Below are 25340 nucleotides of genomic sequence, written 5' to 3'. Positions count from 1 at the left end.
CTGCAGGGCTCCCGTAGCGAGACTCGGAAAACCTGGCGTATCAGCCGCCCTCGTCCGTTGCGTGATAAACGCTGACCGCTCCGTCAGGCGCAACCGCCGTCACGCTATGCCCTGCAAACGAACGGCCCACTGCCTCACGCGGCGTGCCATCGAAGTTCGCCACCAGACTTGTTCCATCCGCGAACGTGGTCTGCTGAACCAGTCGATCATGGGTCAGCCAGCTAAATGCCGTCATCGCCTGGCTGCCAAGACGCTCGTGCAATGGCCTGAAAAAACTGTCCTGTCGCTGCATCACCGGCAATCGCTCGGCCAGCGTTGCGCCACTCAGGTGAAACAGCGGCGGCACGTTATAAAGCAGTTGAGCGAGCTCGTTGTGCTGCCTGACATTCACCAGTTTCAGGCTGTCGAACAGCCAGTGGTGAGTCGTGATGACTGATCCATGGAATACGGTTTGATACAGCGGCAGACGGGTCGTCGGGTTGAAGTGAACGGTGCGATAAGGCTCCTTGAGCGGCACCGGCTTGAAGAACACGTCCGGCTGCTCCGGCGGATACCAACTGCCCAAGTACCAGCGGGAGGACTTGTGCTGACTGAGGTCCGAATCACCCCAGCCGATCACCGGCGTCTGCATGCCGTGAGCGAAAAGGATGCCTGCGGCGGTGACAGCATTGCCGTCCTCGGAACCTGAGGGCAGCGCTCGGGCTTCAGCCACCCACTGCGAAGCACTGACATTGGCGGCGGCGTTCTGCCTCTGGGTCATGGTCGCGCCGGGGCGATAGCTGTCAAACAGCATCCCCGTGGCGTAGGCATCCAGAAACCAACTGTTGAAACCGGCGGCGGCCTGGACAGACGTAATTCGTGCCTCCATTAACGGCCGGACACAACGTGGATCGGTGTAATGCCCGGACTGCTGAAAACCTGCCTTGAACGTGCCGTCCTTCAGCACGATGGCGCATTGACGATGCGCGTCACTGCCCAGGTGAGCGGTGACCCAGTCCGGGTTTTCATGGGTCGCCAGAGCCGTTTCGTAGGAGTCATAGGGCGCAATCAGATAGCCTGCCTGTACGGCGGCGCGAACGGCCTCGGGATGCCAGAGCCCACCCTCCCAACCTTCGCCGAGCCCAAGCCACAGACGGGACAAACCGGATGCTTGCAGATCTTTGACGCCCTTAACGGACAGCGCGCCGCCCCAGGTTGAGGGGTCGTCAGCAAGGGCGCCAGCGAACAGGCGGGCAACTTCCTCGCGGAGCTCGCTGTAACGCGAGGCCAACCGCGACATGTCGGGCTGGGCATCACGTTGCCAGGCTTGCCTTGCGACAGAGTTGAGCGCGCTGTTGAGACTGCGCAGCAGGGCGACCCGTTGCCAGTGTTGCAACTGCCCATGGCTTCCACTCAGCGCAATCAAGGCCTGTTTATCCAGCCGCTTGCGCAGTTGCACGGCCAGTGGTTCGTCGGACGCAAGTACCTGAGTCAGGCGCTCCCATGATTTAACGTCCCCAGGCGCGAGCAAGTCGTTGCCCCACAGATACACGTGGGCGGCGCCGAGCAGCTTGCGCCCCTCCGGGGTTTTCTCGAACTTGCTTTCGAGCGTCTGATATTCGCCATTGTCGATGAGCCACTGCCGATAGCGCCTCGCACCGGCCAGCGGATCGGGAGCGTCCAGAGACAGGCGAAAGGTCATTGGCGCACTGACATCCAGCGCCGTGAACTCATGAGTAGCGGACAACCCCAGCGCGACACCCTGCGAATACAGGCTCAGACGATTATTGAACGGGTTGGTCAACAGCCAGGTCAGGGTGAACGCGCCGTGGTCCATTCCCCACAGCGGCAAGCTCAGGTCCTGCGTGGTGTTGATCTCGCCCTGGGCCACCAGAAACTGTTGCCAGACACTGTCCCCCCGAGGGACGTAATGACCCTCCGCCATCGGCCAGATCAGCGCTTTGCCCATGGCCTCGCCGGGCTGATTCAGGAACTCCAGCACTCCGGCATCCCGGGCCTTGATGGTCAGCAAGAGGTCACGTTGCTGCAGCCGGACTTCGAGATGCCAGGCGCCGTCGTCCCACTGCCACGCGAGGGAGTCCTGCGAAGCCTTGAGCTCACTGACGCGATGCGCCTGGACCCCGCTTGATGCCTGCAAAGCAGGTTGCCCGGTTGGCGAGACGCGGACCGCGAGTGTCTGCGGGTCAACGTTCACCCGCCAGAAATCGTTTTCCAACGTCTCGGCCGAACTGCCGAACGGGAGCAGCCAGCCCAACAAGAGGCAGACACACAAGCGTACTGAGAAAAAGACATGCCGAGCCCCGCGAAGCGATTCAGCGGGGCACAGTAAGGCAGGGACAGACGAGTGTCTGTCAGACCGATCCTAAATCACGGCTGGTCTGGAGCCTCCTCGCCCGCGTTCTCTTGTTCAGCCTTCTCTTGCTTAGCTTTCTGGCGCTCCTCGTCACTCGGCTCCTTGATCTTGTACCAGGCCACGTACAGCGCCGGCAGGAACAACAGCGTCAGCAAGGTCGCGATGATGATCCCGCCGATCATCGCGTAGGCCATCGGCCCCCAGAACACTTCGCGGGCAATGGGGATCATGCCCAGGCTCGCCGCCGCGGCGGTCAGCAGGATCGGTCGACGACGGTGTTCAGTCGCTTCCGCCACCGCGTCCCACGGCAGATAACCGGCCACCTCGTATTCGTGGATCTGCGTCACCAGAATCACCGAGTTGCGGATGATGATGCCGATCAGTGCAAGAATCCCGAGGATCGCCACAAAGCCCATGGGCGTCCCGGTCGGCACCAGCGCGAGCACCACGCCGATCAATCCCAACGGCGCGACACTGGCGACGATGAACATCTTTTGCACGCTGTGCAGCTGGATCATCAGGAATGTCGCCATCAGGAAGATCATCAACGGCACGACCTTGGCAATCGGCCCTTGGGCCTTGCCGCTCTCCTCCACCGTACCGCCGGTAGCGATCTTGTAGCCCACCGGCAGACCGGCGGCGAACTTGTCGATCTCGGGCTTGAGCTCCTTGACCAGGTCGGTCGGCTGCATCTCATCGCGTACTGCGGCCTTGAGCGTAATCGTCGGTTTGCGATCACGACGCCACACCAGCGGCTGCTCCAGCTCATAACGCACATTAGCGAAGGCCAGCAGCGGAATCGAGGTGCCCTGGGGCGTGACGATTTGCAGGTTCTGCAGGGTTTCCGGCGACCCGCGCTCGGAATCCACCGCACGCCCGACGACGTTGATCAGGTAGATGTCGTCGCGCACCTGGGTCACTGCCGAGCCGGTCACGATGCTGTTCATCAGTTGCGCAACGTCCTCGGACGACAACCCCAACTGCCGCGCCTTGTCCTGATTGATGTCGATACGCAGGACTTTACCCGGCTCGTTCCAGTCGTAAATCATTTCGCCGATGTGTTGATTCTTGTCGAGCAGGGTAGCGAGTTCGATGGCGTGCTGGCGGACTTGGTCAATGTTGTCGCCGCTGACCCGGTACTGAATCGGACGCCCTACCGGCGGCCCCATTTCCAGCGCCTGCACGTAAGTGCCAATGCCGACGAATTCATCACGCAGGCGCTTTTTCAAACGCTCGGTCAACGCGCCGCGCTCTTCCAGCCCTTTGCTGACGATCACCAACTGCGCGTAGTAAGGGTTTTCCAACTGCTGATCCAGCGGCAGGTAGAAACGCACCGCGCCTTCGCCGATGTACGTGCTCCAGCTGACGATGTCCGGATCGTCCTTGAGGGAAGCTTCGAGCTTATCCACCGCGCGGCGCGTCTCGTTGATCGAGGCGTTTTGAGGCAGATTGAGGTCGACCAGAATCTCGGGGCGGTCCGATGAAGGGAAGAACTGGTTCTGTACAAAGCGCATGCAGAACAGCGACGTGGCAAACAGCAAGATCGTGATGATGATGGTCAGCCAGCGATGGCGCATGGCCCAGAACATTGATCCGTTGAAGGCTCTTGCGATGCGTCCGGGCTTGGCGTTCTCGTCGTGCTTCTTCACGTTCTCGCTGAGAATATGCACGCCGATCACCGGCGCAAACAACACGGCAACGACCCACGAGACCAACATGGCGACGGCAATCACGGCGAACAGGGTGAAGGTGTATTCCCCTGCCGAACTGGCGTTGAGGCCGATCGGCACGAAGCCCGCGACCGTCACCAGCGTACCGGTGAGCATCGGGAAGGCCGTCGAGGTATAGGCATAGGTCGCGGCCTGGGCTTTGGTGTCGCCTTTTTCGAGGCGCGATACCATCATCTCCACCGTGATCATCGCGTCATCGACCAACAGGCCGAGGGCAATGATCAGGGCGCCCAGGGAAATACGCTGCATGGTGATGCCGCTGTATTCCATGAACACAAAGACCATCGCCAGCACCAGCGGGATCGAGCAGGCAACCACCAGCCCCGCGCGCATGCCGAGGCTGATGAAGCTCACGATCAACACGATCACCACGGCCTCGAACAGCGCGCTGGTGAAACCGCCAACGGCCTTCTCGACCACCTGCGCCTGATCGGACACCACATGAACGCCGACGCCGATCGGCAGGTCCGCGGTCGCGGCGCTCATGCGTTCATGCAGCTGCTTGCCGAACTCCTGAACGTTGCCGCCTTTCTTCATGGCGATCGCCAGGCCGATGGCGGGCTTGCCGTCGAAGCGGAACAGCGGCTTGGGCGGATCGGCGTAGCCACGCGTGATTTCGGCAATATCGCTCAAGCGATAGAAGCGATCGTTGAGGCGCAGGTTGACGTTCTCGAGGTCTTTTTCCGACGCGAACTGGCCGGAGGTGCGCACTGAAATTCGCTCAGGCCCGGCTTCAATGACCCCGGCGGGCGTCACGGTGTTCTGCGATTGCAGGCTCTGCACGACCTGACGCTGATCAAGTCCCAAGGCCGCCAGTTTGCGGGTGGAGAAGTTCAGGTACAGCACTTCATCCTGCTCGCCGATCATCTCGACTTTGCCCAGGCCCGGCACGTCGCGGATCTGGACGCGCACTTGCTCCACGTAGTCGCGCAACTGGCGCAGGGTCAGGCCGTCGGAGGTGAAGGCGTAGATCGAACCGTAAACGTCACCGAACTCGTCGTTGAACGCCGGCCCTTGCAGGCCTTGAGGGAACTGCCCGCGAATATCGTCGATCTTCTTGCGCACCTGATACCAGATGTCGGGTATGGCCCCGGCGCTGGTGGTGTCGCGCAGGTAAACGAAGACCGTGGACTCGCCCGGCCGGGTGTAGCTCTTCACATAGTCGAGGGAGTCGAGTTCTTCGAGCTTTTTCTCGATGCGGTCGGTGACCTGCTCCAGGGTTTCGTCCACGGTGGCGCCCGGCCAGCGGGTTTGTATGACCATGGTCTTGATGGTGAACGAAGGGTCTTCTTCGCGGCCCAGATTCATGTAGGAAAACACGCCCATCAGCAGGCCGACGAACATCAGGTACCAAACGAAAGACTGATGCTTGATTGCCCAATCGGAGAGGTTGAACGTCCCTTTCATCGCGGGCTTTCCTTATCGACTTTGATTTTCTGCCCCGGCTTGAGGCTGTTGACCCCGGCGGTTACCACGCGATCGCCGTTGTTGACGCCGCCGTCCAGAACCACCGACCCATTGCTGCGGCTAACGATATTGACCCCGCGTGGCGAGACTGTCTGGTTTTGCATGTCGATGATCCAGATCTGCGTCTTGCCGTCGGCTTCCTGCACGGCCGTGGCGGGCAGCTCGATGCGCGGCTTGATCGCCGAGCTGAGGGTCACACTGATCGCCGTACCCAAACGGAAGGCCGCCGGCGTATCCGCCAAGGTCAAACGTGCGCGACGGGTGCGGGTGGTGCTTTCGGCCTGGGGCTCGAGTTCGCGTACCGTCGCGGTGGTGTTGATCTCCGGCTCCAGCTGGCTGGCGACTGTAAACACAACGTCGCTGGGCAGTTGCTCACCCAGTTGCGCCGGCAGGTCAATGACTGCCTCCTTGATGTCAGGGCGCGCCAGCGTCACCACCTGCTCACCTGCGCTGACTACCTGGCCGGCCTCGACTTTCCATTCGGTGACGACGGCATCGTGATCGGCGCGCAACTCGCTGTAGCTCAGCTGGTCTTTAGCCTGTTGCATCGCGGCCTTGGCCTGATCGTAGGACGACTGGGTGGTTTTCAGGTCAGTGACCGCGACATCCAGCGCGGCCTGGGCGCCAACACCGCGATCGAACAGCTCTTGTTGGCGACGGGCGTTGGCCTGGGCGTTGATCAGCTGGGCTTCGACCCGGGCCAGATCGCCCTGGGTCGAGCGCACCTGATTCTGTTGGTCAGTCGGGTCGAGCACGGCGAGCATGTCGCCCTTCTTCACCTGCGCGCCGACATCGACGCTGCGCTGGGCGATGCGTCCCGATACGCGAAAGCCCAGGGTGCTTTCATAGCGCGCGGCAATGTTGCCGGCAAAGCGACCCAGGTTTTCCTGCGCCTGTGGCTTCACCTCGATGAACAGGACCGGCCGAACCGGTTCCGGCGGCGGCTCTTCCTTGCTGCACGCGCTCAATAGCAGACCGATCAACACGATTCCCGACAGGCGCTTCATTGCTTGGCTCCCGACGGCTGTTTCGAGAGATCGGTGTACACATCGGCGAGTTCCACCTGCATGTCCGGGTGGAGCAACTGGTTACCGGCAACGACCACTTTTTCACCATTCTTCAAACCGTCGACGATGATCACCTTGCCTGTCAGATAGCGCCCAACCGTGACGCCGCGCAGGCTGACCTTGTTGTTGCCATCGACCACCCATACCGCCGGCTTGCCGAGCTGATCGCCCAGGCCTTTGGTCAATGCAGACCATGGCAGCTCGACGCTGGTTTTGGCCGGCACGCTCAGGGAGGCACTGACCACCGAACCCAGGTCCATGCCCGGCGGCAGTGAGGCGAGCGCGATTTTCACTTGCAGCGTGCCCGTCTGCGCCGACACGGCCGGGGTGACTTCGCGGACTTTACCGACGGCCTTGACCTTGGGGTTGTCCAGCAACGTGACTTCAACCGGCTGGTCGGTGGGCGGGTTAACAAAAAGCGATTCGTAAACGTTGAACACGGCATCGCGTTCGCCGTCACGGGCCAGGCTGAAGATCGGTGCCGTCGGTTGCACGACCTGGCCGACTTCGGCCTGCCGCGCGGTAATGATGCCCGGCGCATCGGCGATCAAGGCGGTGTAACTCAGTTGCTCGCGGGCATTGGCCAGTTGCGCCTGGGCGGCTTTGAGCGCGCTCTGGCTACTGTGCAATTGCGCCTGTGCCGAGTCGTACTCACTGCGGCTGGTGTAGCCCTTGGGCAAGAGCCTTTCCTGACGCACGAAAGCAGCGGAGGTTTGCCTAACGCGGGCCTGCTCGGCGGCGACGGCAGCGATGGCCGAGTCGACGTTGGTCTGCAGGTCTTTGGGGTCGAGCTTGGCCAGCACTTGTTTGGCCGACACCCGATCGCCGACATCCACCGACCGCTGAATGATCTTGCCACCCACGCGGAACGAAAGTTGCGTCTGCACCCGCGCCTGAACATCGCCGGTCAGCGCCACGTCTGCGGCGAAATCGGCCGTCTTGACCTCCTGCGCCTGCACGCGTGCGCGCACCGGTTCCTGGGGCTTTTCCTTCTCACAGCCAGCAAGAATGGCCAGGCACAGACCGAGGGAGAGGACGGTCACACGACCATGAAAAAAGAGGGGTTGGGCGGGCATGCAAGCTCCTTGTGCCAATGCCGTTGCGACACCGCGCCGCCGGACGCCGTAGCGATGTGATCATGCGACTGTGAGCTTACATCAGGGTTCCTTGGCGCACACCGATATGGGTGCGCTAAACGCTGCCGCAATGTATGCCGTAGCGGTGACTGACACAATGCATTCGCGAGCAGGCTCGCTCCTACAATCTTGCGCTGCGCCCAACATCTGGATCGGACACAAATCCCCTGTAGGAGCAATCGGAGGTTACGACGGTCGCGAAAGCGGCGGGTCTTTGACATGAATGTTGGCTGACACACCGCAATCGCGAGCAAGCTCACTCCTACAATTTGTGGCGTAGCCGACATCTGCGTCGGGCGCAAATCCCTGTAGGAGCAATCGGAGGTTACGACGGTCGCGAAGGCGGTGTAGCTGACACACCGCCTTCATTCGCTGGCCGGTCTAGACAGCCCGACCAACGTTGAGGGTCAACTGCCCGCACCACCGTGGGCTTCTTCGAAGAAGAAGTCCTTCCAGCTGTCAGCCTTGTTTTTCAGCACACCCAGCTCGTGGAGCTTTTCGGCGTAGATGAACGTGCGCTGGGGCACGACGGTGAAGTCGATTTCCGGGTCGGAGACGATTTTCTCCACCAGCGGCAACGGCAGTTTCGATTTCTCGACGTCGATGTAGGTCTTCGCCGCCGCAGGCTTATCGGCCTTGATGATCTTCTCGGCCTCGGCCAGCGCGTCGTAGAACGCCTTGTAGGTCTTCGGGTTTTCGTCGTGGAATTTCTGGGTGGTGTAGAGCACGTTGAACGTCGCCTGGCCACCCAGCACGTCATACGAACTCAGCACTTTATGCACCTTGGGGTTTTCCAGCTCCTGGTACTGGAACGGCGGACTGGAGAAGTGCGCGCTGATCTCCGAACCGCCGGCAATCAACGCCGACGTAGCATCCGGGTGCGGCAAGCTGACCGAAATGTTGTCGAATTTCTTGAAATTGTCGTTCCCGAACAGCTTGGCGGTTTCGATCTGCAAGGTGCGCGACTGGAACCCCACGCCCGCTGCCGGCACCGCGATGCGGTCCTTTTCAGTGAAGTCGTTGAGGGTTTTCACGTTGGGGTTGCTGCTGAGCAGGTAATTGGGCATCGAGCCCAGCGAGGCGATGGCCTTGACGTTCTGCTTGCCCTTAGTCCGGTCCCAAATGGTCAGCATCGGCGGTACGCCCGCCGACACCACGTCCAGCGCGCCAGCCAGCAGGGCTTCATTCATCGCGGTGGCGCCGGAAATGCTGTTCCAGTCGACCTTGATGTCCAGGCCCTGCTCCTTGCCGTGCTTCTCGATCAGCTTCTGCTGCTGAACGACGTCCAGAATCAGATAACCGATACCGAACTGCTGGGCGATGCTGATCTTGCCTTCAGCGTGAGCGCCGTTGCTCAACAAGGCCAGCCCCAGTGCGGCGGCGAGCGTGGTCAGTGTCGGGCGCTTGAACGGTGCAACTCTCTTTGGAAAATTCATACATTTCTCACGATGACGGCGAAAGGGGTGACAGCCTCATTGCCTATCAAGCGGCCACAAGGCGGAGTGTTCGTTTGATAAAGCAGATCAACGCTGCATGCCCCACCGCTTCACGGTCAGGCGCTCGACGTTGCTGAACAGCAGGTTTTCCACCAGCAGACCGATGATGATCACCGCCGCCAGACCCGCGAACACCTTGTCGGTGTACAGCTCGTTGCGGTTCTGAAAGATGTACCAGCCCAGACCGCCCTTGCCCGAAGACGCACCAAACACCAGTTCTGCGGCGATGAGGGTTCGCCAGGCAAACGCCCAGCCGATCTTCAGGCCAGCAAGAATCGACGGCAGCGCAGCGGGGATCAGGATGTACCAGACGAACCGCAGGCCCTTGAGGCCATAGTTGCGCCCGGCCATGCGCTGGGTTTCAGAGACGCCGAGAAACCCCGCGTACGTGTTCAATGCCAACGCCCAGAGCACGGAGTGCACCAGCACGAAAATCAGGCTGTTCTCACCCAGGCCAAACCACAGCAGCGACAGCGGCAGCAGCGCGATGGCCGGCAACGGGTTGAACATCGCCGTCAGGGTGCCGAGCAGGTCGCGACCCAGTTGGGTCGACACCGCCAGCGTGGTCAGGCCGAACGCCAGGACGATGCCGATCAGGTAGCCCTTGACCAGGACCGTCAGGGAAATCCAGACCTTGGTCAGCAATTCGCCGCTGGCGATGCCGTCGATAAACGCCGAAGCGGTTTGCAGAAAGCTCGGCAGCAGCAGGTCGTTGCCCTGAATGCGCGCGGCGATTTCCCAGATGATTGCCAGGGCGACGAGGATGACGGCCTTGCGCACCCAGCTGACCTGCCAGATGCGTTGCGCGAGGGGAATGTCGCGGGCCAGGTCTTCCTGAGTGAAAGGCTCCAGCACGACTTCGTATTCTTCCCGCAGAGGGGTGAAAGGCTCATGGGTGCAATCTCTTGATGGGGCAGCTCGGCGAACCGCGATCAGTAGGCAATACGAACATCCTGAAACCGCAGATCCGGCTCGACCGCAGGCGCTTCGCCCTCGTCGAACAGCAGCCGGTGAATGCGCTGCGCAGACGCCTGAAACTCGACGCCGCCGAGGCTCTTCAAGTTGTACTGATGGCTGTTGATCTCGGCGCGCACGCGGCCAGGATGGGGCGAGAGCAGCAGAATCCGGTTGCCCACCACCAGCGCTTCCTCGATGGAGTGGGTCACGAACAGCAGCGTAAAGCGCACCTCTTCCCACAGCTCCAGCAGCTCTTCCTGCATCTTGCGGCGAGTCAACGCATCAAGCGCGGCGAAGGGCTCGTCCATGAGCAGGATCTTGGGTTGCATCGCCAGCGCCCGGGCAATCGCCACGCGCGCCTTCATGCCGCCGGACAAGGTGTGCGGATACGCATCGGCGAAAGCGCTCAGGCCGACTTTCTCCAGGTAATACCGCGCACGCTCCTCGGCTTCGCGACGCTTAAGGGTGCGAGAAGCCAGCAGCGGAAACATGACGTTCTGGATCACCGTCTTCCATGGCGGCAACTGGTCGAATTCCTGAAACACCACAATTCTGTCCGGCCCCGGCTCCTTTACCTCCTGGCCGGCCAGACGAATCTGCCCTTCGCTGGGCTGAATGAACCCGGCCACGGCCTTGAGCAGCGTTGACTTGCCGCAGCCCGACGGGCCAAGCAGGACAAAACGGTCGGCAGGATCGATTTCAAAACTGACTTGATGGGTGGCCCGCACCACGCGTTCCGGCGTGCGGTATTCAAGGCTGACGCCCTGTACTTGCAGCAGCGGTTCAGCGGTGGGCTGATTGGCCTGGTGCGCGTTCAAGCGATCGCTAGCCGTGTGGCTTTGCAGAACAGCGTTCATGGAGCTCTCCTGAATCAGAACGGCGCATCGCCCTGAATGGTGGTGCGGTGCAGGCGACGGCGCAGATGATCGGGCGTGCCACCGGCCAGATGAATCAGCGAACGGTTGTCCCAGAACACCATGTCGTTCTCCTGCCACTTGTGGCGGTAAACGCCTTCCGGACGAACGCTGTGGGCGTACAGCTCAGTCAGAATCGCCTGACTCTCGTCTTCCGGCAGGCCGACGATGTGGGTCGTAAAGCCTTCGCTGACAAACAGCGCCTTGCGCCCGTTTTCCGGGTGGGTACGCACGATCGGGTGGCTGACCACCGCGACCTGGGCCAACTGTTCAGCGCTGAGGGTCGGGCGCCAGTTATCGGCGTTATGCCCATGGCTGTAGCGCGAGGTGTAACTGTGCACGGCGTTGCGCCCTTCCACGGCTTTGCGCAGATGCTCGGGCAGCGTGTCCCAGGCCAGGTGCATGTCAGCGAACAGGGTGTCGCCGCCTTCGCTTGGCAGCTCCTGGGCGTAGAGCATTGAGCCCAGGCTCGGCAGTTCTTTGTAGGACAGGTCCGAGTGCCAGTATTTGCCGGCATCGCCCAGCCCAACCGGCTGACCGTTCTCGACAATATTGGAGACGATCAAAATCTCGGGATGATGGGCGAGCAGGAATTGCTTGAGCACGTGAATCTGTAGAACGCCAAAACGGCGGCTGAAATCGATCTGTTGCTGTGGAGTGATGTGCTGATCGCGAAAAACGACAACGTGATAATCGAGATGCGCTTGGTGCACGCGGGCAAAATCAGCGTCGTTGAGCGGACGGGACAGATCCAGACCGACGATTTCCGCGCCCACCTTTTCGGCGAATGGACGCACATCGAACTGCTGACCGGGCGCTTGCGCGGAAGAAGCGTGGGAGGCTGCTGGCATGAGAACTCCGACTCCAAAAGGTGTGGCTGAGGAGGGAGGACTTTAAAGCTATAAGAAGCGAATTTTAAATATCGTTAGAGCATATGCATAGCGCCGAACGACCTAGGAACGGCCGTCGGCCATCATCGTCATCAGCGCAGTCGCAAGCCGGGGAACGCTGACGATCCATAAGCTTTGAACGCAAAAACGCGCTTGCCCGGCACCACTCCCTGCACCCGATGACGATGCGTCAGCGGAGCGGGAACAGCGGCGGGCAAGCGCGTTTTTATCAATAAACGCGCTGTAATCGCGCGTTCGGGCCTTCATCAGAACGCCGGCAATACCGCGCCGTCATACTTCTTGTTGATGAAGTCTTTGACTTGCTGGCTGGTCAACGCCTTGGACAGCTTCTCGATCGCGTCGGTATGGGCGTTGTCGGTACGGGTCACCAGGTAGTTCACGTACGGCGAGTCGGCACCTTCCAGAATCAGCGCATCCTTTTTAGGGCTGAGCTTGGCTTCCAGCGCGTAGTTGGTGTTGATCAGATCCAGGTCAACCTGATCCAGCGCGCGCGGCAGCAGCGCCGATTCCAGCTCGCGGAATTTCAGTTTCTTCGGGTTGGTAGCGATGTCTTTCGGCGTCGACAAGGCGTTGGTCGGATCCTTCAGGGTGATCAGGCCGTTCTTCTGCAACAGCAGCAGGGCGCGACCGGCGTTGCTGCCTTCGTTCGGAATGGCAACGGTTGCGCCTTCAGGCAACTGATCGATGGACTTCCACTTCTTCGAGTAGCCGCCGAACGGTTCGACGTGTACGCCGACGCCGGTCACCAGGGTGGCGCCCTTGCCTTTGTTGAAGCCGTCCAGGTAAGGCTTGGTCTGGAAGTAGTTGGCGTCCAGACGCTTCTCGTTCAGTTGCACGTTGGGCTGCACATAGTCAGTGAAGACCTTGATCTGCAGGTCCACGCCTTCTTTGGCCAGTTCAGGCTTGATCAGCTCAAGGATCTCGGCGTGCGGAACAGCGGTGGCGCCCACGACAAGCTTCTCGGCCGCTTGAGCAGCGCTGATGCCCAGCGAGAGAGCAGCCGCCAGTGCGGTGAACAAAAACGTCTTCTTCATGCGATGTCCTTAATAGAAATCGGGTCGCCTCGTAGGCGACTTGTCTTCGGTCTGCCGCGGGATCGGCCCTTGGCAGGGTGGCGGCTGATGCGGACAGTACCGAGATTTTTTATTCCGAGACAATACTTTTTAGTCGGATGGTTATGCTTTTTCGTTCTCAGTGAGCATTTTGCCACCCCACCGCTTGGCGCCAGGGCCGAAGCGTCGTCAGCGAACAGGCAGATTCAAATGCTCGGGCAGGATCTCCGCGCCGCTGCTGACCAGCAGCGCGAAGTGGATGACGTTCTCCAGCTCCCGCGTGTTGCCCGGCCAGTAATGAGCTTCGAGCACCCGCTGCGCGTCTTCGCTGATCAGCGGCATCTCGAACCCGAAGCGCTGGCTGTAAATCCCCAGGAAGTACTCAGCCAGCGGCAGGATATTGCCCGGCTGCTCGCGCAACGCCGGCAGGTCGAGGCGCCCTTCGTTAAGGTAGCGATACAGACGCTCGTGGAATTTACCGGCGGCGACCGACAGGCGCAGATCGATGCTGGTCGCTGCGACCAGCCTGACGTCCACCTGGCTGGGCTGCGTGGCGCCGACGCGGGTGACTTCGTGGTTCTCCAGCGCGGCCAGCAACTTTATCTGAATGGCCATGGGCAGATCGGCGATCTCATCCAGGTACAACGTGCCGCCCGTTGCCGAGCCGAACCAGCCTGCCCGACTGCTGGCGGACCCGCTGTAGGCGCCAGCGGCGTAACCGAACAGCTCGGCGTCGGCGTAGGTCGAGCTGATGGCGCCGCAGTTGACTGACACGAATAACCCGGCCCGGTCGCTGCCACGGTGAATATGACGCGCGAGCAATTCCTTGCCTGTGCCGGATTCGCCGCGGATCAGTACCGGCAAGTCCAGCGGTGCCAGCAGCTCCATCTCTTCACGCAATTGCCGCGATCGCGGATCGATGAACACCAAGGCCTTGGCGCGGATGCTCAGCGGGCTTTTTTCAGCATCAGGGAAGGTCAACAGCGGGTTGCTCGAAATGTCGGAAAGGCTCATGGCAGGCTCCCGCCCCGGCCATCCATTGACCGAAGCGTTTTTAAAAAAATGCCGCAGCGCCTGTCGGTTCACTGCGGCGAAAGTGATCGTGAGAAAAGAGGTCCCAGGCGCAACAACCGGCGCGAACGCGGTGGTCATGCGCGGCGGCGGTTGAAATGCTCGATGCGCCCTTGCAGCCGGTACAGGTAAGCGAAACCCTGTTCCCAGCGTTGATGGCCGGACTTCACGTTGATATGACCCGCGCCGCTGAGGATGCCGATTTCCGCGCCCCAGTTGCGGGCCATTTCCATCGCGCGCAACGCGCTGACGGCTGAGTCGTTGTCCGAGCTGACGACTTGGGTCGGGAACGGCAGCAGGTGCTCGGGAATCGGCGCAAAATTACGAATGGCAGGCGGGCAATTGGGCCGTTCGACGTCGGCGGGGGCCACCAGCAGGGCGCCGCGCACCTGGCGCAGACTCGCCAGTGGCGCCAGCTGCGCCCAATGGGCGACGGTCACGCAACCCAGGCTGTGGGCGATGAGAATCACCGGCGTGCTGTCAGACGCGATAACGCGTTGCAGCTCACCCACCCAATCTTCTCGGCGCGGCTTGAGCCAGTCGGCCTGCTCCACACGCACGCTGTTGGGCAGGCTGTTCTGCCAGTGGGTTTGCCAATGGTCGTCGGCAGATCCTTGCCAGCCTGGCACGATCAGGTAACGGATCGATTCGTTATGCATGGCCTTCGCCTCCTGCATGCTGCGTTCATGGGGGCGAGTATAGGGATCGGACATATATTCGAAAAAGAATAAGAAGCTATTTATTAATAGCTCGAAAATATATGCCGCAACTTCAGGGGACGGCCCAAAAAGAGGGCCACCCCCTGCCTTAAAGGGGTGACCCTGAGAATCACGCTGTCTGCCCCCAGCTCGCCGGGGATGAGCAGAGATTAAGGGGCGGTTGTTACAGAAATTTTTATCCGGAGAAATTCTCCACAAGCCGGCGAGACTGGAGCAATGGGTCGCCAGGTATTAACCCCGCGCAGGCTTGAGCACCGGGTCATTCTCGGCGACCCGTTCAAACCGGTTCGCCCGCCCGAAGGTGCCGAAATCATTGAAGCGAACCCCCATTTCGGCCATCACCTTGTGCGCAACGGGCGCCGTCATCTGGCGGATGTAGAACGGCTCCTTCACCACGAAGTGATGAATACCGTGGGTGCTGCCGAAGTTGAAGCAGAACGCCTGCATCGGCCACATCCACCACGGATTGAGCACTTGGGTCTGCTGCATGACATTCCCCAGTTCGACGTCGCCGTAGTAATGCATGTTCGAACTGACGAAATGCAGACAGAAGGTACGCAGCACGTTCGGGCCAACCAGCACCACGACAGCGACGTCGATGACGTGCATGACCGCCAGCGTATTCGCCGACCAGTCAATCGAGCTGCCCATCAGGCCGGCAATACCATTGGCGGCATGGAAGCCAAGAAACACGTACCAAGCGCCCCAGTTGAGCAGCGCCAGCGGCGCATAAACGCGAAGGGTGCGCTTGAGAATGCTGAATTTATGCGCCCAGGTTTTCGCCCGCAGCATGCGGATCAGCGACGACATGACGTTGTCGCCCACCATCAACAGCCGCGCCAGGCCCCACGGCTCGCCATTGGTGATAGCGCGCTCTTCCATATCCGCCTCGGTCCCGGACACCTTGTGGTGATTGAGGTGCAGGTGCCGACGAATCCAGGGATTGATCGTGCTCGGACGCGCCAGCCAGACCAGCGCCAGCATCAGGTTGTGGGGCACGCGCTGCTTGCGGAAATACATGCTGTGGATCAGGTCGTGTTCAAGCTCGTGGGTCAGCGAAGCGAAGAACGCGTTCAGCAGCAGACACGCCCACCAGGCCAGGTAACCCCCGAGATAGAGCGCCGCGCTGCCGATCATGCCGGCGAGTGCGAAACACAGAATGCCGGCGCCGATGGCGTCCTGGTGCCGCAGCACTGGATACCGTTCTCGCAGCACGGCGCCATGGGCGGACACCACCGCGCGAATATGCGCTGATCGTTGTTGTGCATTCAGTCCGGCAGCACTTGCAGAAGTGTCGTGCATGCTTCCATTCTCCGGTTTCAGGATGAAAAAACGTGGCACCACTGTGCCGCTTAAGCCGGGATGCTGCCTGACCGTGAACGCCAATCTGTAGACCGGAAGCGCCAACCTGTATGCCTGAGCCGAGCATCCTCGCCAGCTGGACCCGCGCCCTGCGCAAGCAACTCGATGCCCTTGGCCTCGACAGTCTCGCGCTGAGCCAGGCTGCGGGCCTGGATCCGCAACTGATGGATGATCCCAACGCGCGATACCCGGTGACGGTGACCACCCGTTTTTGGGAACTCGCCGTGCAAGCCAGCGGCGATCCGGCGCTGGGCTTGCGGGTGTCACGGTTCGTCAGCCCGACGACTTTCCATGCGCTCGGTTACGCGCTGGTCGCCAGCGGCTCGTTGCGTGAGGTGTTCGAGCGCATCGTGCGTTATCACCCGGTGGTCAGCGACGCGCTGGTCATGAGCTTTGAACGTGTAGACGAGCGTTACGAGTTTCGCTTCCGCGTGCCCGACGGCAGTCCGATGCCGGCCAATGAGGCCATGGACGCTTTCGCCGCGATCTATGTGCGCACTTGCCGCAACCGCCTGGGACGTCATTACGCGCCGCTGGCCGTGCACCTGATGCGGCCACAGCCTGAAGACCCGCAGCCCTGGCATGACGTCTTCCGTGCGCCGCTGTTCTTCGGCGCAGCGGACAACCTGCTGAGCTTTGCCTGCGACGATTTCGACAGCCATCTGGACGATGCCAATCCGGAGCTGGCCGAGCATAACGAGGCTGTGCTCAACCGCACCCTTGAGCAACTCAGCGCACTGACCTGGGAGCGCAAGGTCCGGGGCGCCATCGAGGCCCAACTGCCGGAAGGCGAACCGTCAGCCGAGCACATCGCCCACACGCTGCACCTGAGCCTGCGCAGCCTCCAGCGCCACTTGGCCGACGAGGGTTGCCGCTACGATTTGCTGCTCAATCAGTGCCGGCAGAATCTGGCGCTGCAACACATGCGCGACCCGGGTTGCTCGCTCAGCGAAGTCGCCTATCTGCTCGGCTTCGCGGACACCAGCAGTTTCAGCCGCGCGTTCAAGCGCTGGACCGGCATGACGCCCAGTCAGTATCGCGAAGGCTTGAACCGCTGACCGGTGATGCCATCACGCATCTGCGCCGGTCAGACGATGAAGGGCCGTCTCGCGTAGCCATTCGATGTCCAGCACATGGATCAGGTCATGATCGCGGCGCACGATCTGCCGCTCGGCAAGTTCTCTCAGCACTCGCTCGACCACGTCACCGCTCAGCCCGAGGCAGCGATTGGATGCCATGTCGGAGAGGGGCACGCTGCGCACGGATCGGTCCATCTCGCCATAGGCTTCGGCCAGCATCAGCAGCCGAAACGCCACACGCTCTTCAGTGGGCATCAGGGTGATGTCTTCAACGGCAGGTACGGCGAGCCCGAGCTTGCGCCCCAGCAGCTCGCGAAAATGGCGCCACAACGGCGGGTGATCTGTCAGCAGTTGCTTGAGTGGCGCATGGGACATGTGCAGGAGAATGACCGCGCCCTGGGCGAACACATCGTGGGTCGCGGGCAGGTCGTCGAACAACGAGGCTTCGCCAAACCAGAACGGCCGATAGCCTTCTGCCGGGGGCATGTCCGCTTGCTGCGGTTTGAGGGGATTGATGCGTAACGAGCCCGTGAGCAACGCGTACAGGCCAGGCGCCGGATCACCGCGCTGGAAGATCGATTTGCCGGGCGTCACCCGGCGCTGCCGCATGCCGGTCAGCAAGCTATCCTGCAACAGCGCAGGCAGATCGCGGAACCATCGGTCGTTGATAAACCATGAGCGCCATTGGGTTCCATTCGTCATGTGAATCTCCTTTTTATAGCCGGCGTTTTTGTTGCAGGCTGAGCCGTCCAGCGGGCTCAGCCGAAAAAATCAGCGGCATGATCCACGCATCCATAGAGGAATAACAATGAAAAACCTCGTCGATCACCTCAGCCAGTACGCGGCCTACCACCGCGACACCCGCAATATCGTCACCCACTTCGTCGGCATTCCGCTGATCGTGATTGCGGTGGCCGTGCTGTTGTCACGCCCCGGTTGGACCAGCTGGTCCCTCGGCGGGATTTGGGTGTCCCCCGCCTTGCTGGTGAGTCTGGCCGCGACGCTTTTCTACCTGCGGCTGGATGCCTTCTTCGGCGTACTGATGGGTGTCCTGCTCGCGCTGTGTCTGTGGCTCGGCGCGAACCTGGCGCAACAGAGCACCATGGTCTGGCTCAGCGCAGGCGTCGGGTTGTTCGTACTCGGTTGGGTGATTCAGTTTGTGGGCCATTATTACGAGGGCCGCAAGCCCGCGTTTGTCGACGACCTCACAGGCCTGATCATCGGCCCGCTGTTTGTCGTCGCCGAAGCGGCTTTTCTGCTGGGAATGAGAAAGAAGTTGCAGCACGCCATCGAGGCGCGAGTGGGCAAGACGCACCGGCGGGATTTGAAGAAGGCTGCGGTTTAGAACTGTGTTTTAACAACCAGTCAGATCGATCGTCGAAGGACATCGCTGATGTCCCTGCGGATGAAGAAATGTGGGAGTGACCGGGGTGGCGCTCCACCTTGCTCACGAAGGCTGGATTCCAGCCGCTGAAAATCTAGCGGATGTAATGGCCTCGTCGCGAGCAAGCTCGCTCCCACAAGATGTGTATTTACCCCCAGACAGCGCGGTGGCCGAGCTGTCCATTTGATTAGAGAGCGGACTAGATGCTCTCCCTCTTCTGCCAGACCTTCGGCTTGAAGAACAGCGTTTCTCCCCGCGCCAGTCCGGTCAGGCTGTCGTGGTCTTTCACCACTTCCGCTTCGATCAGCTCAGGCTGTCCTTCGACTTTCAGCGTCACACGGGTCGTGGCGCCCAACGGACGGATGTCCCGAACTTCCGCCGCGTGATGCCCTTCCACTTCATGCCGGGACAGCGACACCTCGTGGGGGCGGAACAACACGTGGTTGTCTTCGCCCAGATGCAGGCGGTTCGAATCACCCAGAAAGTGATAAACAAAATCGCTGGCCGGGTTCTCGTAGACATCGCCGGGCGAGCCGATCTGCTCGATCACACCCTTGTTCATCACCACGATCCGGTCCGCGACTTCCATCGCTTCTTCCTGGTCGTGGGTCACGAATACCGAGGTCAGGTTGATGTCTTCGTGCAGCCGCGCCAGCCAGCGACGCAGCTCCTTGCGCACCTTGGCATCCAGCGCGCCGAACGGCTCGTCCAGCAGCAATACCTTGGGCTCAACCGCCAACGCACGGGCCAGGGCAATCCGCTGACGCTGACCGCCCGACAATTGCTCAGGATAACGATCCGACAGCCAGTCCAGCTGCACCATATTCAGCAGTTCATGCACTTTGACGGCGATCTGGCTCTCGTTCGGGCGCTGGTTCTTCGGCTTCATGCGCAGGCCGAAGGCGACGTTGTCGAACACCGTCATGTGGCGGAACAGCGCGTAGTGCTGGAACACGAAACCCACGTTGCGATCACGCACGTCGTGACCGGAGACATCCTCGCCGTGGAACACGATGCTGCCTTTGTCCGGCGTTTCCAGCCCGGCAATGATGCGCAGCAGTGTGGTCTTGCCACAGCCGGACGGGCCCAACAGCGCCACGAGCTCGCCACTCCGGATATCCAGACTGATGCCGTCGAGGGCCTTGAAGGCGTTGAAATTCTTGCTGACGTTACGGACTTCGATCGACATGAATTATTCCTCCGCCGCGTTTTTGCGCAGACGGCTAATGCGCGCTTCGCTCCACTGCTTGAGCAGCAGGATGAACAGCGCAAGGATCAATAACAGGCTCGCCACGGCAAATGCAGCCACGTGGTTGTACTCGTTGTAGAGAATCTCGACATGCAGCGGCAAGGTGTTGGTCACGCCGCGAATGTGGCCCGAGACCACAGACACCGCGCCGAACTCACCCATGGCCCGCGCGGTACACAGCACCACGCCGTAGATCAGGCCCCATTTGATGTTGGGGACGGTTACGTGCCAGAACATCTGCCAGCCATTGGCACCCAGCAGGCGCGCCGCTTCTTCTTCCTGGGTGCCCTGCTCCTGCATCAGCGGGATCAGTTCGCGGGCCACGAACGGCACGGTCACGAAGATGGTCGCCAATACGATGCCCGGCAGGGCGAAGACGATCTGGATGTCGTGGTCCTGAAGCCATGGGCCGAACACGCCACGGGCGCCGAACATCAGCACGTAAATCAAACCGGCGATCACTGGCGAGACCGAGAACGGCAGGTCGATCAACGTGACCAGAATCGCCTTGCCGCGGAACGAGTATTTGCTCACGCACCAGGCCGCGGCGACGCCGAAGACCACGTTGAGCGGCACCGAAATCAGCACCGCGAACACGGTGAGCTTGAGGGCCGACAGCGCGTCGGGCTCCAGAATGGCCGCGAAGAATCCGCCGAGGCCGTTGCTTAAGCCCTGGCCGATCACCACCACCAACGGCAGCAACAGGAAGAACGCGAAGACCAACCAGCCAAGGCCGATCAGAATGCGCCGCGACACCGCGCTGCCACGACGGGCAGCATTGGCGGAGGACGCAGCAATGAGCGATGAATCAGACATAGGTGCGCCTCCTCAGTTAGGGGTTTCGATGCGTCGCTGCAACAGATTGATCAGCAGCAACAGCACGAACGACACCAGCAGCATCATCACGCCGATTGCCGTGGCGCCGGTGTAGTCGTACTGGTCGAGCTTGACCATGATCAGCAGCGGCAGAATTTCGGTCTTCATCGGCATGTTGCCGGCGATGAAAATCACCGAGCCGTACTCCCCGACACCCCGGGCAAAGGCCAGCGCAAAGCCGGTCAGCCAGGCAGGCAACAAGGCCGGCACGAGGATGTGACGAAACACCTGAAGGGGTTTGGCGCCAAGGCACGCCGCGGCTTCCTCGACTTCCCGGGGATGTCCGCCAGCACCGGCTGAACCGTGCGCACCACAAAGGGCAAGGTGACGAAGGTCAACGCCAGGGTGATGCCGAACGGGGTGTAGGCGATCTTGATGCCCATGTCGGCAGCGAACTGGCCGATGAAACCGGTCGGCGTGTACAGCGCGGTTAGCGCAATACCGGCCACGGCGGTGGGCAATGCGAAGGGCAGATCGATCATCGCGTCGATGATCTTGCGACCGGGGAAGGTGTAACGCACCAGCACCCAGGCCAGCAGCGTGCCGATGACGCCGTTGATGATCGCCGCGAAAAACGCGGTGCCGAAACTCAGCCTGAGCGCTGCGAGCACGCGAGGGGCCGTGACGATGTTCCAGAACTGAACGGCGCTCAGCTGGGACGCGTGGATGAACATGACCGCAAGCGGTATCAGCACAATCAGACTGAGGTACACCAATGTGTAGCCCAGCGTCAGCCCGAAGCCGGGTATGACGGGGGATATGCGTCGCGACATAAAAGTCCTTGGTTTACACACGTTACCCGGAACGAGTCCGGGTCCTTTTATTCCGTGGGGCGCTGCAGTTACTGCGGGATGTAGATCTGATCGAACACACCGCCGTCATCGAAGAACTTGGGTTGAGCCGACTTCCACCCGCCGAAATCTTTATCGATGGTCAGCAGATTCAGTTTAGGAAACTGCTTCTCGTACTTGGCCGCGACTTCTGCGTCACGAGGACGATAGAAGTTTTTCGCCGCGATTTCCTGACCTTCCTTGCTGTACAGGTGCTTGAGGTATTCGGTGGCGATCTCGGTGGTGCCGTGCTTTTCGGCGTTCTTTTCGACGACGGCCACGGGAGGCTCGGCCAGAATCGACAGCGAAGGTACGACGATGTCGAACTTGTCGGCGCCGCCGTCTTCTTTCAGCGCCAGAAAGGCTTCGTTTTCCCACGCCAGCAACACATCACCCTGACCGTTGTTGACGAAAGTGATGGTCGAGCCTCGCGCACCGGTGTCCAGGACAGGCACGTGCTTGAACAGCTTGCCGATGTATTCCTTGGCCTTGGCTTCATCGCCACCATTGGATTTCAGGCCATAGCCATAAGCAGCCAGGAAATTCCAGCGCGCGCCGCCCGAGGTTTTCGGGTTGGGCGTGATCACCGACACGCCTTCCTTGATCAGGTCGGCCCAGTCATGGATGCCTTTCGGGTTGCCCTTGCGCACCAGGAACACGATGGTCGAGGTGTACGGGGTGCTCGCGTCCGGCAGCTTGGTTTGCCAGTCTGCGGGAATGGTCTTGCCCAGCTTGGCGATTTCGTCGATATCGCCGGCGAGCGCCAGTGTCACCACATCGGCAGGCGAGCCGTCGATCACCGAGCGGCCCTGCTTGCCCGAGCCACCGTGGGACTGATTGATCTTCACGGTGTCGCCCGGGTGGGATTTTTTCCAGTAGTTGATGAATTCGGCGTTGTAGTCCTGATACAGCTCGCGGGTAGGGTCGTACGAGACGTTCAGCAGGGTGAAATCCTTGGCGACAGCAGAACCGGCAAACACCGCACTGGCGAGCGCGGCCAGCGCATAACGACGAATGGACATGAATCAGGCTCCTGGACAAATGGTGTTGTTGGCTTTTTCTAGTTTTAGGTCATGCGGTGTTCGTCATGCGGGAGCGTGGCTCAACCCTGCTTGTTGCTCGGATTCTGCAGACGGAATTTCTCCTTGCGCTCGATCTGGACCACCTGCGCGTTATGCACCGTGATCTCAACCGCGCCAAAGCGCAGGTCACGCAGCGCGCTTTGAATTTCACGCAAAATGCTTGCTTCGTCCTGGCCGTCAACGCTACGTAGAGATGCGCTCATGTTCGTGCTCCTTGAAAGATTTTTGCCGCAGCGTGTGGGCAAACGCTGCTTGTGGCGTGAGCGCGATATTAGAGACGCAGAGATATTCTTAAAAATACTATTTAAGAATGCAGATATAACCAAAAGGCATTTGTCCGACGAGTGTGCAGGCGATGGTAAGTCCGTAGTAACCGGCTTGGTGGCGAACCGGGAGCGTCAGCCGCCAATGATGGTGCCTCACCCACCGCGTTCGCCAGCAAGCCGGCGCCTACGGAAGGGTGTCCAACCCAGATTCGGGGTGTTACGCCGACTCCCTCGGCTGTGGCCTCAGGCAGAGACAAATACCGGCGCGTGCTGCCAGTCGATCTGCTCTGCCGGCATGGGCCGCGCAAACCAGTAGCCCTGGCCCAGTTCACAGTTGTGCTTGAGCAGGAAGCCGGCTTGATTGGCCTGCTCGATACCTTCTGCCAGCACGCGCATGCCCATGGCCCGTGCCAGAGCGATGATGGCGTTGACGATCGCGATGTCGTCATCGTCGTCCGGCAATCCGGCCACAAACCCCTGATCGATTTTGAGTTTCTGCACCGGCATGCGCTTGAGCCGCAGCAGCGACGAGTACCCTGTGCCGAAATCGTCGATAGACAATTTCAGCCCCAGGTCCCGCAGTCGGTGCATCTGTTCGATGGCTTGGTCGGGGTCGTCCATGATCGCGCTCTCGGTGACTTCAAGCTCCAGAAACTCCGGCGCCAGGCCGGTTTCGTCCAGCACCTTGGCCACCCGACGATCAAGATCCCCGCGGCCAAACAGTCGACTGGATACGTTGACCGCGACGTAGGAGATCGCCACGCCCTCCGCAAGCCACTCCCCCATTTGCCGACAGGCTTCGGTCAGTACCCAGTTGTCGATGTCGGCGATCAGTCCGCTTTGCTCGGCGATGGGGATAAATTCACCGGGCGAGACCATACCGCGCGCCGGATGCTGCCAGCGCACCAACGCCTCAACGCCCTCGATGCAGCGGCTGTGGAGGTTATGAATCGGCTGATAAAACACCCGCAGTTCGTTCTCCTCGACAGCCTGTCGCAGCTCGGCGGCCAACTCGACGCGGCGCTGGGCATGGGCAGTCAATTCGGCGGTGTACATCGCGTAGCTTTCACGCCCCTGATGCTTGGCCTGAGACAGCGCGGCGTCGGCATTACGCAACAGCTGTTCGGCGGTCAGCGCATCGTAGGGGAAGATGCTGATGCCGACGCTGGCCGTCAGAAACAGCGATTGTCCACTGACCATAAAAGGCTCACGCAATCCCTCCAGAATGGTCTGCGCCAGTTCGGCGGACTGCGCGACCTGCTGGGCGTTTTCGAGCAGAATCGCGAATTCGTCGCCGCCCAGCCGCGCCAGCGTGACGCCCTTCTCCAGATGGGTCTGGAGGCGCTCGGCAGCAGCTTTCAACACTTCGTCCCCGGCGCTGTGGCCGAGGCTTTCGTTGATGTGCTTGAAGTGGTCCAGATCGACGAGCAACAGCGCCAGACTGCGCTTGTTGCGACGTGCGTGGGTGTGCGCCTGTTCGGCACGGTCGGTGAACAGCAGGCGATTGGGCAGACCGGTCAGCGGGTCGTAATGGGCCAGATGCGCCAGCTCGCGCTCGGAATGCTTGATCGAAGAAATGTCGGAAAACACCGCGACGAATTGAGTGATAACGCCCTGCTCATCCCTGATCGGACGAATGCTTTGCCACTGCGGGTAGATCTCGCCGCTTTTGCGCCGGTTCCAGATCTCGCCGCTCCACTGTCCGGCGCTGAGAATGGTCTTGAACATGCGTTCGTAGAAGTCAGGGCCATGGCGCCCTGATTTGAACGTACTCGGGCGCAAACCCAGCACTTCGTCCTGCTGATACCCGGTGATCTCGCTGAAGGCGCGATTCACATGCACGATCACGCCTGTGGCATCGGTGACCAGCACGCCTTCCAGCGTGGTATCGAACACGGCCGCTGCCAGTCGCAAACGCTGCATGTCCTCATCCCGGCGCGCCAGCTCGGCGATGCCCATGAAGCCCAGCAGTCGCGAGCGAGCCAGATAAATCAGCAGTGCGCTAAGGGCCAGCCAGAGGTAACCGCCGGCCTGTTGCGCACGTGCCAGCAAGGTCGGCTCTTCAATCAGCCGCGGCAGCAAGTAGTCATTGATCGCCAGCCACACCATCGACACAACCCCGTACAACGTTGCGGTGCGTAGCGCATCCCGGGTAATGCTCGACATAAATAGAAACGACCTTGCGAAAGTCGGAAATTATAGAGCAAGAAACATCTTGCGACGCTTCTCTGAAACACCGACTGTTTTTATCTGTGAGCTAAGTGATAATGCGCCCTTCTGTCTCAGGGTCCGTTCAGGCGGATCCGTACATCGCACGCGTTACAACCGAGGGCAACTCA

At 60.8% G+C, this 25340-nt stretch carries 19 protein-coding genes and 2 pseudogenes; 2 read left to right on the top strand and 19 right to left on the bottom strand.

From position 1 onward, the window contains the following. Positions 1-40: 40 nt before the first annotated feature. The 12 genes and pseudogenes from JN403_RS05520 to JN403_RS05465 form a co-directional block, all read right to left on the bottom strand. Entirely contained in the window at positions 41-2257 is a 2217-nt protein-coding gene (locus JN403_RS05520) for a glycoside hydrolase (RefSeq protein WP_240356824.1), read from the bottom strand. Positions 2258-2367: 110 nt separating this feature from the next. After that, the gene (locus JN403_RS05515; RefSeq protein ID WP_205485988.1) at positions 2368-5490 is read right to left on the bottom strand and encodes an efflux RND transporter permease subunit; all 3123 of its coding nucleotides are present in this window, start codon (positions 5488-5490) and stop codon (positions 2368-2370) included. Continuing rightward, a complete protein-coding gene (locus JN403_RS05510; protein WP_205485986.1) occupies positions 5487-6557 on the bottom strand; it encodes an efflux RND transporter periplasmic adaptor subunit in 1071 nt (356 codons plus the stop codon). The genes JN403_RS05515 and JN403_RS05510 overlap by 4 nt, the downstream gene beginning before the upstream one ends. Further along, positions 6554-7693 carry an efflux RND transporter periplasmic adaptor subunit gene (locus JN403_RS05505; protein ID WP_205485980.1) on the bottom strand — a complete coding sequence of 380 codons (1140 nt, stop codon included), beginning with the start codon at positions 7691-7693 and terminating at the stop codon, positions 6554-6556. The genes JN403_RS05510 and JN403_RS05505 overlap by 4 nt, the downstream gene beginning before the upstream one ends. A gap of 467 nt (positions 7694-8160) precedes the next feature. Continuing rightward, positions 8161-9189, bottom strand: a complete 1029-nt coding sequence (locus JN403_RS05500) for an ABC transporter substrate-binding protein (RefSeq protein WP_205485978.1) — start codon at positions 9187-9189, stop codon at positions 8161-8163. A gap of 87 nt (positions 9190-9276) precedes the next feature. After that, positions 9277-10182 (bottom strand): ABC transporter permease, encoded by a 906-nt coding sequence (locus JN403_RS05495; RefSeq protein ID WP_205487236.1) that lies wholly within the window; start codon positions 10180-10182, stop codon positions 9277-9279. After that, positions 10182-11024 (bottom strand): ABC transporter ATP-binding protein, encoded by an 843-nt coding sequence (locus JN403_RS05490; RefSeq protein ID WP_205487235.1) that lies wholly within the window; start codon positions 11022-11024, stop codon positions 10182-10184. The genes JN403_RS05495 and JN403_RS05490 overlap by 1 nt, the downstream gene beginning before the upstream one ends. A gap of 53 nt (positions 11025-11077) precedes the next feature. Beyond that, the gene (locus JN403_RS05485) at positions 11078-11971 is read right to left on the bottom strand and encodes a TauD/TfdA family dioxygenase (RefSeq protein ID WP_122624365.1); all 894 of its coding nucleotides are present in this window, start codon (positions 11969-11971) and stop codon (positions 11078-11080) included. Between the two features lie 305 nt (positions 11972-12276). Next, on the bottom strand, positions 12277-13065 hold the full coding sequence (locus JN403_RS05480) for a MetQ/NlpA family ABC transporter substrate-binding protein (protein WP_172610077.1): 789 nt from the start codon (positions 13063-13065) through the stop codon (positions 12277-12279). A gap of 216 nt (positions 13066-13281) precedes the next feature. After that, a pseudogene (locus JN403_RS05475) lies at positions 13282-14097 on the bottom strand (sigma 54-interacting transcriptional regulator); the annotation flags it as partial. Positions 14098-14231: 134 nt separating this feature from the next. After that, the gene (locus JN403_RS05470; protein ID WP_122624363.1) at positions 14232-14813 is read right to left on the bottom strand and encodes an alpha/beta hydrolase; all 582 of its coding nucleotides are present in this window, start codon (positions 14811-14813) and stop codon (positions 14232-14234) included. 291 nt (positions 14814-15104) lie between these two features. Beyond that, positions 15105-16175 carry a fatty acid desaturase gene (locus JN403_RS05465; protein WP_122536742.1) on the bottom strand — a complete coding sequence of 357 codons (1071 nt, stop codon included), beginning with the start codon at positions 16173-16175 and terminating at the stop codon, positions 15105-15107. A gap of 110 nt (positions 16176-16285) precedes the next feature. Between JN403_RS05465 and JN403_RS05460 the strand changes: the two genes are divergently transcribed. Beyond that, complete coding sequence (locus JN403_RS05460) at positions 16286-17293, top strand: AraC family transcriptional regulator (protein ID WP_205485975.1); 1008 nt, start codon at positions 16286-16288, stop codon at positions 17291-17293. Positions 17294-17305: 12 nt separating this feature from the next. On the opposite strand, the gene JN403_RS05455 is transcribed toward JN403_RS05460, so the two are convergent. Further along, positions 17306-18016: a Crp/Fnr family transcriptional regulator gene (locus tag JN403_RS05455; RefSeq protein ID WP_205485973.1), complete on the bottom strand. Its 711-nt coding sequence runs from the start codon at positions 18014-18016 to the stop codon at positions 17306-17308. Positions 18017-18122: 106 nt separating this feature from the next. Here JN403_RS05455 and JN403_RS05450 point away from each other — a divergent pair, with 106 nt between their 5' ends. Continuing rightward, positions 18123-18659: an Mpo1-like protein gene (locus tag JN403_RS05450; protein WP_205485971.1), complete on the top strand. Its 537-nt coding sequence runs from the start codon at positions 18123-18125 to the stop codon at positions 18657-18659. Positions 18660-18897: 238 nt separating this feature from the next. On the opposite strand, the gene JN403_RS05445 is transcribed toward JN403_RS05450, so the two are convergent. The 6 genes and pseudogenes from JN403_RS05445 to dibA form a co-directional block, all read right to left on the bottom strand. Then, positions 18898-19887: a sulfate ABC transporter ATP-binding protein gene (locus tag JN403_RS05445; RefSeq protein WP_205485969.1), complete on the bottom strand. Its 990-nt coding sequence runs from the start codon at positions 19885-19887 to the stop codon at positions 18898-18900. A 3-nt stretch (positions 19888-19890) separates the two neighbouring features. Then, positions 19891-20763, bottom strand: coding sequence for a sulfate ABC transporter permease subunit CysW (gene cysW, locus JN403_RS05440; RefSeq protein WP_074890084.1), 873 nt, complete (start codon positions 20761-20763; stop codon positions 19891-19893). Positions 20764-20775: 12 nt separating this feature from the next. Further along, positions 20776-21596, bottom strand: a pseudogene (gene cysT / locus JN403_RS05435) (sulfate ABC transporter permease subunit CysT). 68 nt (positions 21597-21664) lie between these two features. Beyond that, positions 21665-22675 carry a sulfate ABC transporter substrate-binding protein gene (locus JN403_RS05430; RefSeq protein ID WP_205485967.1) on the bottom strand — a complete coding sequence of 337 codons (1011 nt, stop codon included), beginning with the start codon at positions 22673-22675 and terminating at the stop codon, positions 21665-21667. A gap of 80 nt (positions 22676-22755) precedes the next feature. Continuing rightward, positions 22756-22938 (bottom strand): sulfur starvation response protein OscA, encoded by a 183-nt coding sequence (gene oscA / locus JN403_RS05425; protein WP_065990977.1) that lies wholly within the window; start codon positions 22936-22938, stop codon positions 22756-22758. Positions 22939-23244: 306 nt separating this feature from the next. After that, positions 23245-25167 carry a phosphodiesterase DibA gene (gene dibA / locus JN403_RS05420; RefSeq protein WP_205485965.1) on the bottom strand — a complete coding sequence of 641 codons (1923 nt, stop codon included), beginning with the start codon at positions 25165-25167 and terminating at the stop codon, positions 23245-23247. Positions 25168-25340: the final 173 nt, after the last annotated feature.

The organism is Pseudomonas sp. 15A4 (assembly GCF_016925575.1).
Classification (GTDB): Bacteria; Pseudomonadota; Gammaproteobacteria; order Pseudomonadales; family Pseudomonadaceae; genus Aquipseudomonas.
This window is presented reverse-complemented; position numbering and strand designations above follow the sequence as displayed.

What these genes read in the sequence shown, in the direction of transcription:
- JN403_RS05500 (WP_205485978.1), bottom strand. Translation starts at nt 9,189, where the DNA reads ATGAATTTTCCAAAGAGAGTTGCACCGTTCAAGCGCCCGACACTGACC.
- JN403_RS05470 (WP_122624363.1), bottom strand. Translation starts at nt 14,813, where the DNA reads ATGCATAACGAATCGATCCGTTACCTGATCGTGCCAGGCTGGCAAGGA.
- JN403_RS05455 (WP_205485973.1), bottom strand. Translation starts at nt 18,016, where the DNA reads ATGACGAATGGAACCCAATGGCGCTCATGGTTTATCAACGACCGATGG.
- JN403_RS05480 (WP_172610077.1), bottom strand. Translation starts at nt 13,065, where the DNA reads ATGAAGAAGACGTTTTTGTTCACCGCACTGGCGGCTGCTCTCTCGCTG.
- oscA (WP_065990977.1), bottom strand. Translation starts at nt 22,938, where the DNA reads ATGAGCGCATCTCTACGTAGCGTTGACGGCCAGGACGAAGCAAGCATT.
- JN403_RS05485 (WP_122624365.1), bottom strand. Translation starts at nt 11,971, where the DNA reads ATGCCAGCAGCCTCCCACGCTTCTTCCGCGCAAGCGCCCGGTCAGCAG.
- JN403_RS05430 (WP_205485967.1), bottom strand. Translation starts at nt 22,675, where the DNA reads ATGTCCATTCGTCGTTATGCGCTGGCCGCGCTCGCCAGTGCGGTGTTT.
- JN403_RS05505 (WP_205485980.1), bottom strand. Translation starts at nt 7,693, where the DNA reads ATGCCCGCCCAACCCCTCTTTTTTCATGGTCGTGTGACCGTCCTCTCC.
- JN403_RS05465 (WP_122536742.1), bottom strand. Translation starts at nt 16,175, where the DNA reads ATGCACGACACTTCTGCAAGTGCTGCCGGACTGAATGCACAACAACGA.
- JN403_RS05450 (WP_205485971.1), top strand. Translation starts at nt 18,123, where the DNA reads ATGAAAAACCTCGTCGATCACCTCAGCCAGTACGCGGCCTACCACCGC.
- dibA (WP_205485965.1), bottom strand. Translation starts at nt 25,167, where the DNA reads ATGTCGAGCATTACCCGGGATGCGCTACGCACCGCAACGTTGTACGGG.
- cysW (WP_074890084.1), bottom strand. Translation starts at nt 20,763, where the DNA reads ATGTCTGATTCATCGCTCATTGCTGCGTCCTCCGCCAATGCTGCCCGT.
- JN403_RS05510 (WP_205485986.1), bottom strand. Translation starts at nt 6,557, where the DNA reads ATGAAGCGCCTGTCGGGAATCGTGTTGATCGGTCTGCTATTGAGCGCG.
- JN403_RS05445 (WP_205485969.1), bottom strand. Translation starts at nt 19,887, where the DNA reads ATGTCGATCGAAGTCCGTAACGTCAGCAAGAATTTCAACGCCTTCAAG.
- JN403_RS05460 (WP_205485975.1), top strand. Translation starts at nt 16,286, where the DNA reads ATGCCTGAGCCGAGCATCCTCGCCAGCTGGACCCGCGCCCTGCGCAAG.
- JN403_RS05515 (WP_205485988.1), bottom strand. Translation starts at nt 5,490, where the DNA reads ATGAAAGGGACGTTCAACCTCTCCGATTGGGCAATCAAGCATCAGTCT.